This window comes from Paraburkholderia phenoliruptrix (genome assembly GCF_047325075.1).
Lineage (GTDB): Bacteria > Pseudomonadota > Gammaproteobacteria > Burkholderiales > Burkholderiaceae > Paraburkholderia > Paraburkholderia phenoliruptrix.
The window spans coordinates 1755944-1771194 of sequence record NZ_CP168531.1; the positions used below are offsets into that span (position 1 = coordinate 1755944).

Genomic DNA, 15251 nt, shown 5'->3' on the forward strand with positions numbered 1-15251 from the left:
GAGCGGTGGGTTGCGCCGCTCGTCGCATCGTGGGTTGCGTAGCGAGTTGAAAGCGCCGGGCTGGCAGTTGCCCAGCGCTTTCCTTTTTGCTTCAGCCCTTGCGGGCGGCCTCGCGCTCAGCAGCTTCGATGGTATTCACCAGCAGCATCGTAATGGTCATCGGACCGACGCCGCCCGGCACCGGCGTGATGTAGCCGGCCACTTCCTTCACGCCCGCGAAGTCGACGTCGCCGCACAGTTTGCCGGCCTCGTCGCGGTTCATGCCGACGTCGATCACCGCAGCGCCCGGCTTCACCATGTCGGCGGTCAGAATGTTGCGCAGGCCGGTGGCGGCGACCACGATGTCGGCGTGGCGCGTGTGCGCAGCCAGGTCCCGCGTCTTGCTGTGGCAGATCGTGACGGTGGCGCCGGCTTCGAGCAGCAGCAGCGCCATCGGCTTGCCGACAATGTTCGAGCGGCCGATCACCACCGCGTTCGCGCCTTGCAGCGGAATCTCATAGGCGGCCAGCATTTTCATCACGCCGTAAGGCGTGCACGGCCGGAACAGCGGCTGGCCGGTCAGGAGCGCGCCCGCGTTGGCGACGTGAAAGCCGTCCACGTCCTTCTCAGGGGCGATCGCCTCGATCACCTTGTGGCTGTCGATATGCGGCGGCAGCGGCAGTTGCACGAGAATGCCGTGGATGCGCGGGTCGCGGTTGAGTTCGTCGATACGTTCCAGCAGCTCCGCTTCGGACAGGTCCGCCGGATAGCGGTCGAGCGACGAACCCAGGCCGTTGTCGTGGCACGCCTTGACCTTGTTGCGCACGTACACCTCGCTGGCCGGATTGTCGCCGACCAGCACGACGGCGAGGCCCGGCTGATGGCCGCGGGCGGTCAGGGCGGCGGCGCGCGCGGCGACGTCGGCGCGCAGGGTCTTGGAGAGGGCGAGGCCGTCGATCAGTTTGGCAGTCATGGTCGGTCGAGAGGGGCAGTGTGGAAAGCGGAGCAGCGCGTGCCGCGCACGATGGCGCTTTTCGGCAGCAATGGGTCGGCACAGGAAAAGCGCGCGAAGCCGATCGGCGATAGGCGTGGCTGCAAAGTCCGTCATTATACCGGCGCGAGCGGCCAGGCCGCCGAGGTCCGCATCAAGGATGCCAGGCGGCGGTGCAAGGAAGTGCAGAAGCTGGGGCGCGAGTCCGGACAGAAGGGACCAAGCGGACTGGCTAAGCGGACCAACGAAGCGGACCAACAAAGCGGACCAACAAAGCGGACCAACAAAGCGGACCAACGAAGCGGACGAAAGCCCGCTGGCGAGCCGGACAGCATCCATCCGGCCGACGGTGCGCGGCGCGCCGCGGCGAGTGCCGCGCGCGCCGCCGACGCTTATTGTGCCGGTTGCGGCTTGTTGGACAGCGCGAGTCGCAGCAGATCGGCGACCGTGTTGACGTTGAGCTTTTCCATGATGTTCGCGCGGTGGGCTTCCACCGTCTTGATGCTGATGCCGAGGTCGTCGGCGATCTGCTTGTTCAGGCGGCCCGCGATGATTCGCTCGAGCACCTGATGCTCGCGCGCGGTCAGCTTGCCGAGACGCTCGGCCGCCGCGCGCTGCTGCTGCACGCTGGTGCTTTCGCTGCGCGCCTTGTCGAGCATGCGCTCCACGAGCTTGCGCAGTTCGGCTTCGTCGAACGGTTTTTCGATGAAGTCCATCGCGCCTTTTTTCATCGTGGACACCGCCATCGGCACGTCGCCGTGGCCCGTCACAAAGATGATCGGCAGCGACGCGTTGTCGGCGATCAGGCGTTCCTGCAGTTCCAGTCCGCTCATGCCGGACATCCGCACATCGAGAATCAGGCAGGCGATCTGGCCCGGATGCTGGTGCGGCTGCCACGCGTCGATAAACTGCTCGGCGCTGGAGAAGCACTGCACGCGGTAGCCGTTCGCCTCCAGCAGCCAGCGCAGCGAATCTCGCACGGCCTCGTCGTCGTCGACGACAAAGACAGTTTCCTGTGTGGTGACTGGGCTGTTCATAGCTCTCCCGTAACGGTTTGTGGTGTCGGCGCCTCGGACCCGCCGTTGCTCGGGCCGTCAGGCTCTCCAATAGGCAGACTGCAGTGGAACGTGGCGCCCGTGATGTGGCCGTCGGACTCGACGTTGTTCACCACCCACAGACGACCGCGGTGCGATTCGATAATCGAACGGCAAATGTTCAGCCCCATGCCCATGCCGTCGGACTTGGTGCTGTAAAACGGTTCGAACAGCCGCTCGGCCGTTGCTTCGTCGACGCCCGGCCCCTGGTCGACGACGCTGATGCAGACAAAGCCGCTTTCCAGCCGCACGACCACGCGGATCACCGGATCGACCGCGTTGGGCCGCGCTTCCGCCATGGCCTCGGCGGCGTTCTTCAACAGGTTCACCAGCACCTGCTCGATCAGCACCGGGTCGACGTAGATGACCGGCAGCCGCGAGCGCATGTCGGTGACGATGCGAATGCGCCGTTTGCGCGCCTCGATTTCCGCGAGACCCACGGCGTCCGCGACGATGTCCGCGACGCGCGTGGCCTGACGCTTCGGCTCGCTGCGTTTCACGAACTCGCGAATCCGCTTGATGATCATGCCGGCGCGCACCGCCTGTTGGGCGGTCTTTTCGAGCACGGGCAGCAGATTGTCAGGCGTCGTCCGACCCGATTTAACCAGTGCAACGGTTCCGGAGCAATAGTTGTTGATCGCGGCGAGGGGCTGATTCAGTTCGTGCGCGAGCGACGAGGCCATTTCGCCCATCGTCATGAGGCGGCTCGTGAATTGCAGCTTTTCGTCCTGCTGGCGCGACAGTTCCTGCGCCTGCTTGCGCGTGGTGATGTCGGTTGCGATCTGCATCTGCGCGAGGTGGCCGTCCACCCATTGAATGTACTGACGGCGCACCTCGAACCATTTCTGGATGCTTTGCACATAGATTTCCTGCGCGTCGGCCGTACTCTCGGTCAGCGCGGCGGCGGGCAGGCCGGCGAAGGTGTCCACCATGTCGATCGAATCCGAGGACGCCTGCGAGCTGTCGAAGCCGCCGCCCGCCAGTTCCAGATGGCCGTCCGGGCGAATGCCGAACAGGTGCCGGTAGTAGCGGTTGGCGAACAGCAGCTCGGCTTCGTCGGCGGCGAGCACGGACACGGCGGCGTCGAGACTCTCGAGCACGGTGGTGAAGCGCTCGTGCGCGGCGGCAAGTTCCTCGCGCGCCCGCTTCGGTTCGGTGATGTCCGTCATCGACGACATCCAGCCGGTCTGCCGACCCGAGCTGTCGATGAGCGGCGACACGTAAAGGCGCGCATGGAACGTGGAGCCGTCCTTGCGGCGCACCCGCAGCTCGAAGCCCGACGACGGCGCCTTGCCGCGCAGCGTCATGTCGAGCTGGCGCTGCATTTCCGGATAGGCGTCGCGCGGCCAGTACGCGAAAGGCGCCGTCTTGCCGACGAGGTCGCTTTCGTCCCAGCCGGTCATGCGGCAGAACGCCGGATTCACGTGCGTGATGCGGCCGTGCATGTCGAGCACGCGCATGCCGATCAGCACGGAGTTTTCCATTGCACGACGGAAGAAGGCTTCCGCATACAGCGCCTGTTGCGCCTCGAAACGCTGCCGCGTGTGTTTCCACAGGCTCCACAGACTCCACAGCACGAAGCAGGACAGACCCGCGACGAGCCACACCAGCGTGTTGTTGGTGAAGTTCGTCATTTGCGGGAACGCGTACACGCGCACCGAGACGCCCTGGCCCGGCGGGTCGAGCGGCAGGTCGTAAAACATGTCGCGCGGCAGGCGCGGCCGCGTGGACGTGGTGGTCAGCTCGCGGTTGTTCGCGTCGATGATCGAAATCTTGTACTTGGCCGACAGCTCAGGCGGAATGTCGTGCTTGAGAATGCCTTCCACCGAGAACACGGCGGCGATCGAGCCGAGAAAGTCGCGGTCGCGGAACACCGGCGTCTGCAGCGTGATGTAGCCGTTGCCGACGTCGTCGTAGATGAGCGGCGAGTAGACCTGGCGGCGCGTGCTGCGCGCCTCGGCAAAGGCGGCTTTGACCGCCTCGTCCATTTGCGTGTCGTTCGGCCTCGCAAGACGCTGGCCGAACACGGGCAACGCGGTATTAGGCCAGCGCGGCTGCTGCTGGCTCGTGTACCAGTTCATGTAGAGGATTTCGGGATGCCCCTGCATGATGTCCGTGGTGGACACCTGGAACGAATGAGGATCGGCATGGCCCGCGGCGAGGTCGCGCGCGAGCGCCTGGATCTGTTCCTGCGCGCCCGTCATGGAAAGGCGGATCTGCTGCTGCGCCCAGGCGACGTTGCGGTAAAGCGTGTCTTCCTGCTGCTGCTGCTCGCGCCGGTTCAGACTCCACAAAATCAGGCTCATGACGACCAGGAACACGAGGATCGACAGAAGCGGCGTGAGCAAATAGGAATTGGACCACCATGGCCCATGGTGCCAGCGGGAGGACGGCGACGAATCCGCCGGCGAACCAGCGGTGCGCGCCGATCGAGCGAAAAGCCGTTCGGTGAACATGCGTGGCATTGTAGCGCAGCGCGTCCCTCGCAAATGGCGCAAAAAATCACGGAAAGTGCCGCTAATCGGCGCACACTAGCCGACGTATCGGCTCAAAGGCAGTCAAATCAGGTTGCGCCGCAACAATTTTTCGCATTATGAGAATCAATCTCGTAATTCGAAAATTTTGTTGCGCCGACGTCAGGACCCTTATTACAATCGGCCGAAGCTGCCGCGGCCGTGCTTCGTCCGCGTCGTCTGTTCACAGAGCGTTCCTCTATATCCAGGAGACGAGCATGTCCGCTGTACCCGACGAAGTCATGAAATATGTCGCCGCTGAAAAAGACGACGATCCCCAGGAAACCGGCGAGTGGCTCGAAGCGCTGGATGGCGTGATTTCTGCTGTTGGCCCCGACCGTGCCCATTACCTGATCGAGAAGCAGATCGAGTTTGCCCGCGTGCATGGCGAACACCTGCCGTTCTCCGCCAACACCCCGTACATCAACACGATTCCGGTCTCGCGCCAGGCGAAAATTCCCGGCGACCAGGACATCGAACACCGCATCCGTTCGTACACCCGCTGGAACGCCATCGCCATGGTGCTGCGCGCCGGCAAGGACACCAACGTCGGCGGCCACATCGCGTCGTTCGCGTCGGCAGCCACGCTGTATGACGTCGGCTTCAACCATTTCTGGCACGCACCGTCGCCCGAGCATGGCGGCGACCTCGTGTTCGTGCAGGGTCACTCGTCGCCGGGTGTCTACTCGCGCGCGTTCCTGCTCGGCCGCCTGACCGAGCAGCAGCTCGATAACTTCCGCCAGGAAGTGGGCGGCGAGGGCATCTCGTCGTATCCGCACCCGTGGCTGATGCCGGACTTCTGGCAATTCCCGACCGTGTCGATGGGCCTCGGTCCGATCATGGCGATTTACCAGGCGCGCTTCATGAAGTACATGCAGGCGCGCGGCATCGCTAAGACCGATGGCCGCAAGGTGTGGGCTTTCCTCGGCGACGGCGAAACGGACGAACCGGAATCGCTCGGCGCGATCGGCATGGCCGGCCGCGAGCGCCTCGACAACCTCGTGTTCGTGATTAACTGTAACCTGCAGCGCCTCGACGGCCCGGTGCGCGGCAACGGCAAGATCATCCAGGAACTGGAAAGCGAATTTCGCGGCGCCGGCTGGAACGTCATCAAGGTCGTGTGGGGCAGCCGCTGGGACGCGCTCTTCGCACGCGACAAGTCGGGCGCGCTCATGCGCCGCATGATGGAAGTCGTCGACGGCGAATACCAGACGTACAAGTCGGAGTCGGGCGCATTCGTGCGCGAGCATTTCTTCAACACGCCGGAACTGAAGGCGCTCGTCGCCGACTGGTCGGATGAAGACGTGTGGAACCTGAACCGCGGCGGCCACGATCCGCACAAGATCTACGCCGCGTTCCACGAAGCCACTCAGACAAAGGGTCAGCCCACCGTCATCCTCGCGAAGACGATCAAGGGCTACGGCATGGGCGAAGCCGGCCAGGCCATGAACATTACCCACCAGCAGAAGAAGATGCAGGTGGAGCAGCTGAAGAAATTCCGCGACCAGTTCCGTCTGCCCATCTCGGACGAAGATCTCGTCAACGTGCCGTACCTCAAGTTTGAAGAAGGTTCGAAAGAACTCGAGTACATGCGCGCCCGCCGCCAGGAACTCGGCGGCTATCTGCCGGCGCGCCGCCAGAAGGCCGAGTCGCTCCCGGTGCCGGACCTGTCGGCATTCGAGCCGCTTCTGAAGGGCACGGGCGAGGGCCGCGAAATCTCCACGACCATGGCGTTCGTGCGGATTCTCAACATCCTGCTGAAGGACAAGGCGCTCGGCAAACGCGTGGTGCCGATCGTGCCGGACGAGTCGCGTACGTTCGGCATGGAAGGTCTCTTCCGTCAGATCGGCATCTGGAACCAGGACGGCCAGAAGTACATTCCGGAAGATTCCGATCAGCTGATGTTCTACCGTGAGTCGGAAACCGGTCAGATCCTGCAGGAAGGCATTAACGAAGCCGGCGGCATGTCGGACTGGATCGCAGCCGCGACGTCGTACTCGACGCACGGCGAGATCATGATTCCGTTCTACATCTTCTACTCGATGTTCGGCTTCCAGCGTATCGGCGACCTCGCATGGGCCGCGGGCGACATGCGCTCGCGCGGCTTCCTGCTGGGCGGCACGGCGGGCCGCACCACGCTGAACGGCGAAGGTCTGCAGCACGAAGACGGCCACTCGCTGCTGTGGGCCGCCTCGGTGCCGAACTGCATCAGCTACGACCCGACCTTCGGCTACGAACTCGCGGTCATCATGCAGGACGGCCTGCGCCGCATGGTCGCGGAACAGGAAGACGTGTACTACTACATCACGGTGATGAACGAGAACTACGAGCACCCGGCGATTCCGCAGGGTGAGAACGTGGCGTCGGACATCATCAAGGGCATGTATGCGTTCCGCAAGGCCGAGGCCGACAGCAAGGCGCCGCGCGTGCAACTGATGGGCGCGGGCACGATTTTCAACGAAGTGATCGCCGCCGCCGACCTGCTGAAGAACGACTGGGGCGTCGCTGCCGACCTGTGGAGCGTGCCGAGCTTCACCGAACTCGCGCGCGAAGGCCACGAAGTCCAGCGCTGGAACCTCCTGCATCCGACGGAAGAGAAAAAGCTCTCGCACGTCGAGAAGCTGCTGAAGGACGCGCAAGGTCCGGTCATCGCTTCGACCGACTACGTGCGTGCGCTCACCGAGCAGATCCGCGCGTTCGTGCCGCAACGTTTCGTCGTGCTGGGCACGGACGGCTACGGCCGCTCGGACACGCGCGAGAAGCTGCGTCATTTCTTCGAAGTGGACCGCTACTGGGTCACGGTTGCCGCGCTGAACGCGCTGGCAGACGAAGGCACGATCGAACGCAAGGTGGTCGCCGAGGCGCTCAAGAAGTACAACCTTGATCCCGCCAAACCCAACCCGATGACCGTCTAAGGCATCATTCCCCGTGTGCCACGGCGTGCGCGCCGTCCCTGAGCGATCGGGGGCGGCCGCGTGCGCGGCCCAGGAGACACTAACAATGAGTCAAGCGATCGAAGTCAAGGTGCCGGACATCGGCGATTACAAGGATATTCCTGTGATCGAGGTGCTGGTCAAGGCGGGTGACACCGTCGAGAAAGAGCAGTCGCTCGTGACGCTGGAATCCGACAAGGCGACCATGGACGTGCCGAGTTCGGCCGCCGGCGTCGTCAAGGAAGTCAAGGTCAAGGTGGGCGACAACGTGTCGGAAGGTTCGCTGATCGTCGTGCTGGACGGCGCGGCGGGCGGTGCGGCGGCGTCCGCTCCGGCCCCGGCTCCGGCTGCGGCTGCGGCTGCGGCACCTGCACCGGCCGCAGCGCCCGCGCCCGCCGCGGCTCCGGCAGCGGGCGGCGGTGGCCTTCAGGAAGTCAAGGTGCCGGATATCGGCGACTACAAAGACATTCCCGTGATCGAAGTCGCGGTGAAGGTCGGCGATCGCGTCGAGAAAGAGCAGTCGCTCGTGACGCTGGAATCCGACAAGGCGACCATGGACGTGCCGAGCTCGGCCGCCGGCGTCGTCAAGGAAGTGAAGGTCAAGGTCGGCGATACGGTGTCGGAAGGCTCGGTCATCGTCGTGGTGGAAGCCGAAGGCGGTGCGGCAGCGCCCGCGCCGGCACCCGCCGCCGCGCCGAAACACGAAGCCGAGAAACCGTCGGACGCGCCCGTCGCGCCGTCGCCCGCACCGGCCTCGCCGTCCGCGCTCGCGCAGGCGCCGCTGATTCCGGCAGGCGAGGGCGGCACGCGCCGCATCAGCCACGCTTCGCCTTCGGTGCGCAAGTTCGCGCGCGAACTGGGCGTTGACGTGACGCAAGTGCAGGGCACGGGTCCGAAGGGCCGCATCACGCAAGCCGACGTCACCGCGTTCATCAAGGGCGTCATGACGGGCCAGCGCGCGGCGCCCGCCGGTGCTGCCGCGCCTGCGGCGGCGGGCGGCGAGCTGAACCTGCTGCCGTGGCCGAAGGTCGACTTCTCGAAGTTCGGCCCGTTCGAGGCGAAGCCGCTGTCGCGCATCAAGAAGATTTCCGGCGCGAACCTGCACCGCAACTGGGTGATGATCCCGCACGTCACGAACAACGACGAGGCGGACATCACCGAGCTCGAAGCGCTGCGCGTGCAGTTGAACAAGGAAAACGAAAAGGCCGGCGTGAAGATCACGATGCTGGCGTTCGTGATCAAGGCGGTCGTGTCGGCGCTGAAGAAGTTCCCGACCTTCAACGCGAGCCTCGACGGCGACAATCTCGTCTTCAAGCAGTACTACCACATCGGTTTTGCTGCGGACACGCCGAACGGTCTCGTCGTTCCGGTGATTCGGGACGCGGACAAGAAGGGCCTCGTCGAGATCGCGAAGGAAATGACCGACCTGTCGAAGGCTGCGCGCGAAGGCAAGCTCAAGCCCGATCAGATGCAAGGCGGCTGCTTCTCGATTTCGTCGCTGGGCGGCATTGGCGGCACGAACTTCACGCCGATCATCAACGCACCCGAAGTCGCGATTCTCGGTTTGTCGCGCGGCGCGATGAAGCCGGTGTGGGACGGCAAGCAGTTCGTGCCGCGTCTGACGCTGCCGCTGTCGCTGTCGTACGACCATCGTGTGATCGACGGTGCTGAGGCTGCGCGGTTCAATGCGTATCTTGGGTCGATTCTTGCCGATTTTCGGCGTGTGATTCTTTGATTGTGGTGTTTTTGCGCGGGGCGCTGCTGGGTGTTTGGCGGTGATCCGCGCTTCTGTAGAACCTGTTTTCACGTCGGTCCATTAGCGCTGCCCCTTGTGCGGGGCGGCACTTACTTTTCTTCGTCTTCCAAAGAAAAGTAAGCAAAGAAAGGCGCGTCCTTGGGCGGACGGCAAAGGGTGATTCTGTCCGCCGCGCTGCCAGCTTTTCGGCGGACGGATACGGGTTCTTTGTGCACCACCATCAACACAAGAAGGGGACACTATGAGTCTCGTCGAAGTAAAAGTGCCGGATATCGGCGACTTCAAGGACGTCGATGTCATCGAAGTCAATATCAAACCGGGCGACACGATCGAACAGGAACAGTCGCTGCTGACGCTCGAGTCCGATAAGGCCTCCATGGAAGTGCCGAGCGATACCGCCGGCACCGTCAAGGAAGTCCGCATCAAGGCCGGCGACAAGGTCTCGCAAGGTACCGTCATCGCGCTCGTCGAAACGTCGGGCGCGGCTGCGTCCGCGAAGGACGCGCCGAAGGCCGCTGCGCCGGCTCCGGCTCCGGCGCCCGCACCCAAGGCCGCCGCGCCCGCGCCGCAAGCGGGCAGTTTCTCTGGCAGCGCGGACATCGAATGCGACATGCTCGTGCTCGGCTCGGGCCCGGGCGGCTATTCGGCCGCTTTCCGTTCCGCCGATCTCGGCATGAAGACCGTGCTCGTCGAACGGTATTCGACGCTGGGCGGCGTGTGTCTGAACGTGGGTTGCATTCCGTCCAAGGCGCTGCTGCACACCGCGCTCGTGATCGACGAAGCCGAGGCGCTCGGCTCGCACGGCATCACGTTCGGTAAGCCGCAGATCGATCTCGACAAGCTGCGCGATTTCAAGTCGGGCGTAGTCAAAAAGCTGACCGGCGGTCTCGCCGGCATGGCCAAGGCGCGCAAGGTCGAAGTGGTAACGGGTACCGGCGCGTTCGTCGATCCGAACCACATGGAAGTGCAGACCGAAGGCGGCAAAAAGGTTGTCAGGTTCAAGCAGGCGATCATCGCCGCGGGCTCCGAGGCGGTGAAGCTGCCGTTCATTCCGGAAGACCCGCGCGTGGTGGATTCGACCGGCGCGCTCGAGCTGCGTCAGATTCCCCAGCGCATGCTGGTGATCGGCGGCGGCATCATCGGGCTCGAAATGGCGACGGTGTACGCAACGCTCGGCGCGCAGATCGACGTCGTGGAAATGCTCGACGGCCTGATGGCCGGCGCCGACCGCGACCTCGTGAAGGTCTGGGAAAAGTACAACAGCAAGCGTTTCGCGAACGTCATGCTGAAGACCAAAACCACGGCGGCGGAAGCGAAAGAGGACGGCATCTACGTGTCGTTCGAAGGCGAAAAGGCCCCGGCCGAAGCGCACCGCTACGACCTCGTGCTCGTGGCGGTCGGCCGCACGCCGAACGGCAAGAAGATCGGCGCGGAGAAGGCGGGCGTGGCCGTGACGGACCGCGGTTTCATCGACGTCGACAAGCAGATGCGCACCAACGTGCCGCACATCTTCGCGATCGGCGATATCGTCGGTCAGCCGATGCTCGCGCACAAGGCCGTGCACGAAGGCCACGTCGCGGCGGAAGCGGCGCACGGCGAGAAGGCGTACTTCGACGCGATCCAGATTCCGTCGGTGGCTTACACCGATCCTGAAGTGGCGTGGGCCGGCAAGACGGAAGACCAGCTGAAGGCGGCCGGCATCAAGTACGGCAAGGCGGTGTTCCCGTGGGCCGCTTCGGGCCGCGCCATTGCCAACGGGCGCGACGAAGGCTTCACCAAGCTGCTGTTCGACGAGGAAACGCATCGCGTGATCGGCGGCGGTATCGTCGGTCTGAATGCGGGCGATCTGATCAGCGAAGTGTGCCTCGCGGTCGAAATGGGTGCGGACGCAACGGATATCGGCAAGACGATCCACCCGCACCCGACGCTCGGCGAATCGATCGGCATGGCTGCCGAGCTGTACGAAGGCGTGTGCACCGACTTGCCGCCGCAGAAAAAGAAGTAACGCGTGTGGCTCATCCGCATCCGTGCGGATGGCGCTGAAGAAACGGCGCGCCCTTTGCGGGGCGCGCCGTTTTTATATGCAACAACGAGCGGGATCTATGTGCCGCAGGATCGCAGGCGGGCAGCGAGCCCCGCCTGACAAGCATTGTGAGAAGCTGAAAGCGCCCCGCGAAGGGTCCAGCCGGAAGCGACGCAAAACATGCCGCAAAGCGCGGCGCAAAAAAATCCCGGCGCTTCGCCGGGCAAACGATACGCCGTTCGACGTATCGGAGCGTTCGGCCAATTGGAACCGTGCGAGCGGCAAAGGCACGACGCTGTTGCTTACAACAACGCCGGCGCAGCGGGAAGCTGGGCCGGCGTGGACGATGCCTGAATCTGGCTTGAGAACAGGCCCCGCAAGCGAGGCCTGACAAGAGAACCGGAAACTTAGACCGGCTTCTTGGCCGAGCGCGATGCTTGCGCAGCGGCTTGCGAAGCTGCCTTCGATGCGGCCGTAGCGGCTGCATTGAAGTTGCTTTCGGCGATTTCGACAGCCTGCTTGGTGGCCTTGTGAACCGTTTCGTACGTCGTGTTGGCGGCGGTGATGGCCGACTTGATCACGGCGACAGCAGTTTCCGAACCGGCCGGTGCATTCTTCGCGACGTTTTCGACGAGCGACTGAACCTTGCGGTTCTGCTCTTCGAATTGCGCTTCCGCTACGCGGGCGAACTCGCCTTGCGTGGCCGAAACGATTTCGTACACGTGACGGCCGTACGACAGCGCCTTTTCAGCGACCGGCTGGGCGAGGCTAGCTTGCAGTGCCAGCAGCTCTTGCGCGTCTTTCACCGACAGCGCGCGCTGGGCATTTTCCTGGCTTTCCGCGAGCGTCGATTTCACGACTTGCAGGTTCAGTTCGACGAGCTTTTCAACGCCTTCGAATGCCTTGGTGGTCAGGCCGAACAGCGTTTCAAAGTTGGCTTTCTGGGCTGCAGCAAATTGCTCGGGGGTCAGCAGAGTCATGGTTTACGCTCCTGGATCGCGGCCGATCTTTGCGGACCGCATTGGGTGGTGGCGAGACGCACAAATTCGTCTGCCCGGACCGCGATGTATTGTGCATCGCAGCAATGGGTTCTATTTTAGGATGGCGCGCAAGAATGTCAAGCGCTTTTTGTGCATCGCACAATTTTAAGAAACCACTTAGAAAACAATAGCTTATGCAACGTGCATGACACGCGCGTGACGCAGCACAATTGACCGCCGCGGGGAGGCGTCAAAGCGGAAAGCGGTAGTTTATTCCTGCTCGTCGACGTATTTTTTGCCTCGACGCACTGCGCCGCAAAAAAACTCGCGGGTGTCTATTTAACAAAAGGTCGGCGCCGAAGCGAATTGATGTAAACCATAAAGTGTCACGGAACGTTAATCGATGATGCGAGTCGAATGCGCGTCTGCGGATTTGCAGCGGGTGTTTAACATCGCACGCGCGGCAGGTATTGCCCGCCCGGCGCGCACCGTGCGGGACATCGGTTCGCGCGGGAGTCGTGTTTCCCCTCATCAAGGTTGTCTCGATATTGCCGTTATGCTGAAGGGACTGCACCCCTTCGAGGGTCGCGGTTGCGGCGAGGCACAGCGCTTTGATTGTTTTTATCGATCGAGGCGCGGCACTTATTTGCGTTTTTGCGATCGGAGCTTACAAGCTGGTTTAAAGAGCGCCCATAAGTGCTTCAAATTGCTAATTTTTCGTTGTTTTACTACACTTGCGGAAACCTCTCGCCGCTCCCTACAGAACACCCATGAAAACCGACATGTTTTCGTCGCTGAAAGTGATCCACGGCGCGGCGCGCAGCACCGCTCTGTCGGTAGCCGCCTCCATGGTCCTTGCGGCGGCGCTTGCCACGCCAGTGAGCACTTTTGCCGCGACACCGGCTGCAGCCGCAAAAACCTCGAAGCACGCCAAGGCCGGCAAGAAGCCCGCCGCTGCCGCCAAGGTATCGGGCAAGGCTGCGAAAGCCGGCCAGGTCGCGAAGAGCGCAGCCGCGGAAGACGACGCGCCCCGCGCGAGCGTCAAGCGCAAGCGCGTGACCTATACCTCGAACGGCCGTCATCACTCGGTGATGCGGCGCGTCGCGTACGAGCCGCGTCAGCCGAGCGTCGGCCAGGCGTTCGGCCTGCACGAGACGCCCGACGCGCTGATGCTGCGCTCGAGCGTCGCGTACGTGGTCGACCAGAACACCGGCGAGCCGCTCTTCGACAAAAACTCGCGCGCCGTCGTGCCCATCGCATCCATCACCAAGCTGATGACCGCAATGGTCGTGCTCGACTCGAAAGAGCCGATGACCGACCAGCTCGAAGTGACGGACGAAGACCGCGACTACGAGAAGAACACCGGCTCGCGCCTGTCGGTCGGCTCGGTGCTCTCGCGCGAAGACATGCTGCATATCGCGCTGATGGCGTCGGAAAACCGCGCCGCGGCGGCGCTGTCGCGCTACTACCCGGGCGGCCGCCCGGCTTTCCTCGCGGCGATGAACGCGAAAGCGCGGCAGCTCGGCATGACCGACACGCACTTCGAGAACCCGACCGGCTTGACGAGCCAGAACGTGTCGAGCGCGCGCGATCTCGTGAAGATGGTGAACGCGGCGTATCAGTATCCGTTGATTCGCAAGTTCTCGACGGATCACAGCTACGAGGTCTACACCGGCAAGCGCACACTGGCGTACAACAGCACGAATGCGCTGGTGCGCAACCCGACGTGGGACATCGGCCTGCAAAAGACCGGCTTCATCAACGAAGCGGGTGAATGCCTCGTGATGCAAGCCAACATTCACGGCCGCCCGATGGTGATGGTGCTGCTCGATTCGTCGGGCAAGTACTCGCGTTTCGCGGATGCGACGCGCCTGCGCACGTGGCTCGACAACGGTGGCGATCAGCCGCGTATTACGAGCGCCGATGCGAGCGGCCCGGGCACCTGAACGCGTGCTGACGTGTTGCGCGCGGTCGCTTGTCTAAAGCCGCCGCGGCAAATAAAAAGCCCCGCACATGCGGGGCTTTTTGCTTCTCAGGCGCAGCGATTTGCGGTGCGCCTCACGCGTCACGCGTGCGAATTCGGATGATGCCGGCCCTGATCCTGCGAAGCTTGCGGCCGATAGCCTAGCGCCTCCGAAATGACCAGCGCGGTCTGGCTGAGCTGACCGAGCCAGGAATCCTGCAGGCGGTCAGCCGGCGCCGAGAGCGACAAACCGGCGACCAGCTTGCCGGTGTCGTCGTAAATGCCCGCGGCGATGCAGCGCACGCCTAGCTCCAGCTCCTCGTTATCGCGCGCGCAGGCTTGCTGGCGGACATGCGACAGTTCGCGCTCGAGCTTGGCGAGATCGGTGATGCTGTTTTGCGTGTGGCCCGAGAGGCCCGTGCGCGTCGCGTAGGCGCGCACGCGGGTGGATTCGTCGGCGGCGAGAAAGAGCTTGCCCACCGAGGTCAGATGCAGCGGCGCCCGCCCGCCGATGGCCCGCACCACCTGCATGCCCGAACGCTCGGAATAGGCGCGTTCGATATAGACGATTTCGTCGCCCTGACGCACCGAGAGGTTCACGGTCTGGCCCGTCTGGCGATGCAGCTCGCGCATGGGCGTGAGCGCTGCGTCGCGCACGGACAGGCGCGCCTTCACGAGATTGCCGAGTTCGAGCAGGCGCATGCCGAGCCGGTAGGTGCCGGGATCGGAGCGGTCGACGAGGCGGCACATCACCATATCGTTCAGGATACGGTGCGCGGTGGACGGATGGAGCTCCGTGCGGATGGCGAGTTCTTTCAGGCTGACCGGGTCGCTATGCGCCGCGAGTGCGTCCAGCAGGCGCATCATGCGTTCGATCACCTGGATCGAGGTTTTGGGATCCGGGTTCGTGTCGCTCATAAGAGGGATCAATTGACGCGTCAAACAGCGGAAAATTGATTGTATCTCGTATCGTGAAAAAAGCGAACGCAGTTGGAGCCGCGCCTCGAATTTGCACGCGC

At 63.5% G+C, this 15251-nt stretch carries 9 protein-coding genes; 4 read left to right on the forward strand and 5 right to left on the reverse strand.

From position 1 onward, the window contains the following. Positions 1–91: 91 nt before the first annotated feature. The 3 genes from folD to fixL form a co-directional block, all read right to left on the reverse strand. Positions 92–952, reverse strand: a complete 861-nt coding sequence (gene folD, locus ACEN8U_RS20060) for a bifunctional methylenetetrahydrofolate dehydrogenase/methenyltetrahydrofolate cyclohydrolase FolD (RefSeq protein ID WP_013588936.1) — start codon at positions 950–952, stop codon at positions 92–94. A 410-nt stretch (positions 953–1362) separates the two neighbouring features. Beyond that, entirely contained in the window at positions 1363–2007 is a 645-nt protein-coding gene (gene fixJ, locus ACEN8U_RS20065) for an oxygen response regulator transcription factor FixJ (RefSeq protein WP_006051254.1), read from the reverse strand. Continuing rightward, positions 2004–4520: an oxygen sensor histidine kinase FixL gene (gene fixL, locus ACEN8U_RS20070; protein WP_035493787.1), complete on the reverse strand. Its 2517-nt coding sequence runs from the start codon at positions 4518–4520 to the stop codon at positions 2004–2006. Before fixL ends, fixJ begins: the two co-directional genes overlap by 4 nt. Before the next feature lie 275 nt (positions 4521–4795). On the opposite strand from fixL, the gene aceE reads away from it, so the two are divergent. The 3 genes from aceE (at position 4796) to lpdA (ending at position 11271) form a co-directional block, all read left to right on the forward strand. Beyond that, the gene (aceE, locus tag ACEN8U_RS20075) at positions 4796–7492 is read left to right on the forward strand and encodes a pyruvate dehydrogenase (acetyl-transferring), homodimeric type (RefSeq protein WP_015003196.1); all 2697 of its coding nucleotides are present in this window, start codon (positions 4796–4798) and stop codon (positions 7490–7492) included. A gap of 85 nt (positions 7493–7577) precedes the next feature. Then, the gene (aceF, locus tag ACEN8U_RS20080) at positions 7578–9245 is read left to right on the forward strand and encodes a dihydrolipoyllysine-residue acetyltransferase (RefSeq protein WP_041745559.1); all 1668 of its coding nucleotides are present in this window, start codon (positions 7578–7580) and stop codon (positions 9243–9245) included. Positions 9246–9507: 262 nt separating this feature from the next. Further along, positions 9508–11271 carry a dihydrolipoyl dehydrogenase gene (gene lpdA / locus ACEN8U_RS20085; RefSeq protein WP_310106581.1) on the forward strand — a complete coding sequence of 588 codons (1764 nt, stop codon included), beginning with the start codon at positions 9508–9510 and terminating at the stop codon, positions 11269–11271. A 425-nt stretch (positions 11272–11696) separates the two neighbouring features. Here the strand turns inward: lpdA and ACEN8U_RS20090 are convergent, their stop codons facing one another. Then, on the reverse strand, positions 11697–12269 hold the full coding sequence (locus ACEN8U_RS20090) for a phasin family protein (RefSeq protein ID WP_006051259.1): 573 nt from the start codon (positions 12267–12269) through the stop codon (positions 11697–11699). Between the two features lie 770 nt (positions 12270–13039). On the opposite strand from ACEN8U_RS20090, the gene pbpG reads away from it, so the two are divergent. Next, a complete protein-coding gene (gene pbpG, locus ACEN8U_RS20095; protein WP_015003193.1) occupies positions 13040–14215 on the forward strand; it encodes a D-alanyl-D-alanine endopeptidase in 1176 nt (391 codons plus the stop codon). Between the two features lie 119 nt (positions 14216–14334). Here pbpG and ACEN8U_RS20100 read toward each other — a convergent pair whose 3' ends face one another. Beyond that, positions 14335–15150, reverse strand: a complete 816-nt coding sequence (locus tag ACEN8U_RS20100) for an IclR family transcriptional regulator (protein WP_015003192.1) — start codon at positions 15148–15150, stop codon at positions 14335–14337. Positions 15151–15251 lie beyond the last annotated feature (101 nt).

Excerpts from the sequence above, each read along its gene's own strand:
- folD (WP_013588936.1), bottom strand. The coding sequence starts at position 952 with ATGACTGCCAAACTGATCGACGGCCTCGCCCTCTCCAAGACCCTGCGC.
- aceE (WP_015003196.1), top strand. The coding sequence starts at position 4,796 with ATGTCCGCTGTACCCGACGAAGTCATGAAATATGTCGCCGCTGAAAAA.
- ACEN8U_RS20100 (WP_015003192.1), bottom strand. The coding sequence starts at position 15,150 with ATGAGCGACACGAACCCGGATCCCAAAACCTCGATCCAGGTGATCGAA.
- lpdA (WP_310106581.1), top strand. The coding sequence starts at position 9,508 with ATGAGTCTCGTCGAAGTAAAAGTGCCGGATATCGGCGACTTCAAGGAC.
- pbpG (WP_015003193.1), top strand. The coding sequence starts at position 13,040 with ATGAAAACCGACATGTTTTCGTCGCTGAAAGTGATCCACGGCGCGGCG.
- ACEN8U_RS20090 (WP_006051259.1), bottom strand. The coding sequence starts at position 12,269 with ATGACTCTGCTGACCCCCGAGCAATTTGCTGCAGCCCAGAAAGCCAAC.
- fixL (WP_035493787.1), bottom strand. The coding sequence starts at position 4,520 with ATGTTCACCGAACGGCTTTTCGCTCGATCGGCGCGCACCGCTGGTTCG.
- aceF (WP_041745559.1), top strand. The coding sequence starts at position 7,578 with ATGAGTCAAGCGATCGAAGTCAAGGTGCCGGACATCGGCGATTACAAG.
- fixJ (WP_006051254.1), bottom strand. The coding sequence starts at position 2,007 with ATGAACAGCCCAGTCACCACACAGGAAACTGTCTTTGTCGTCGACGAC.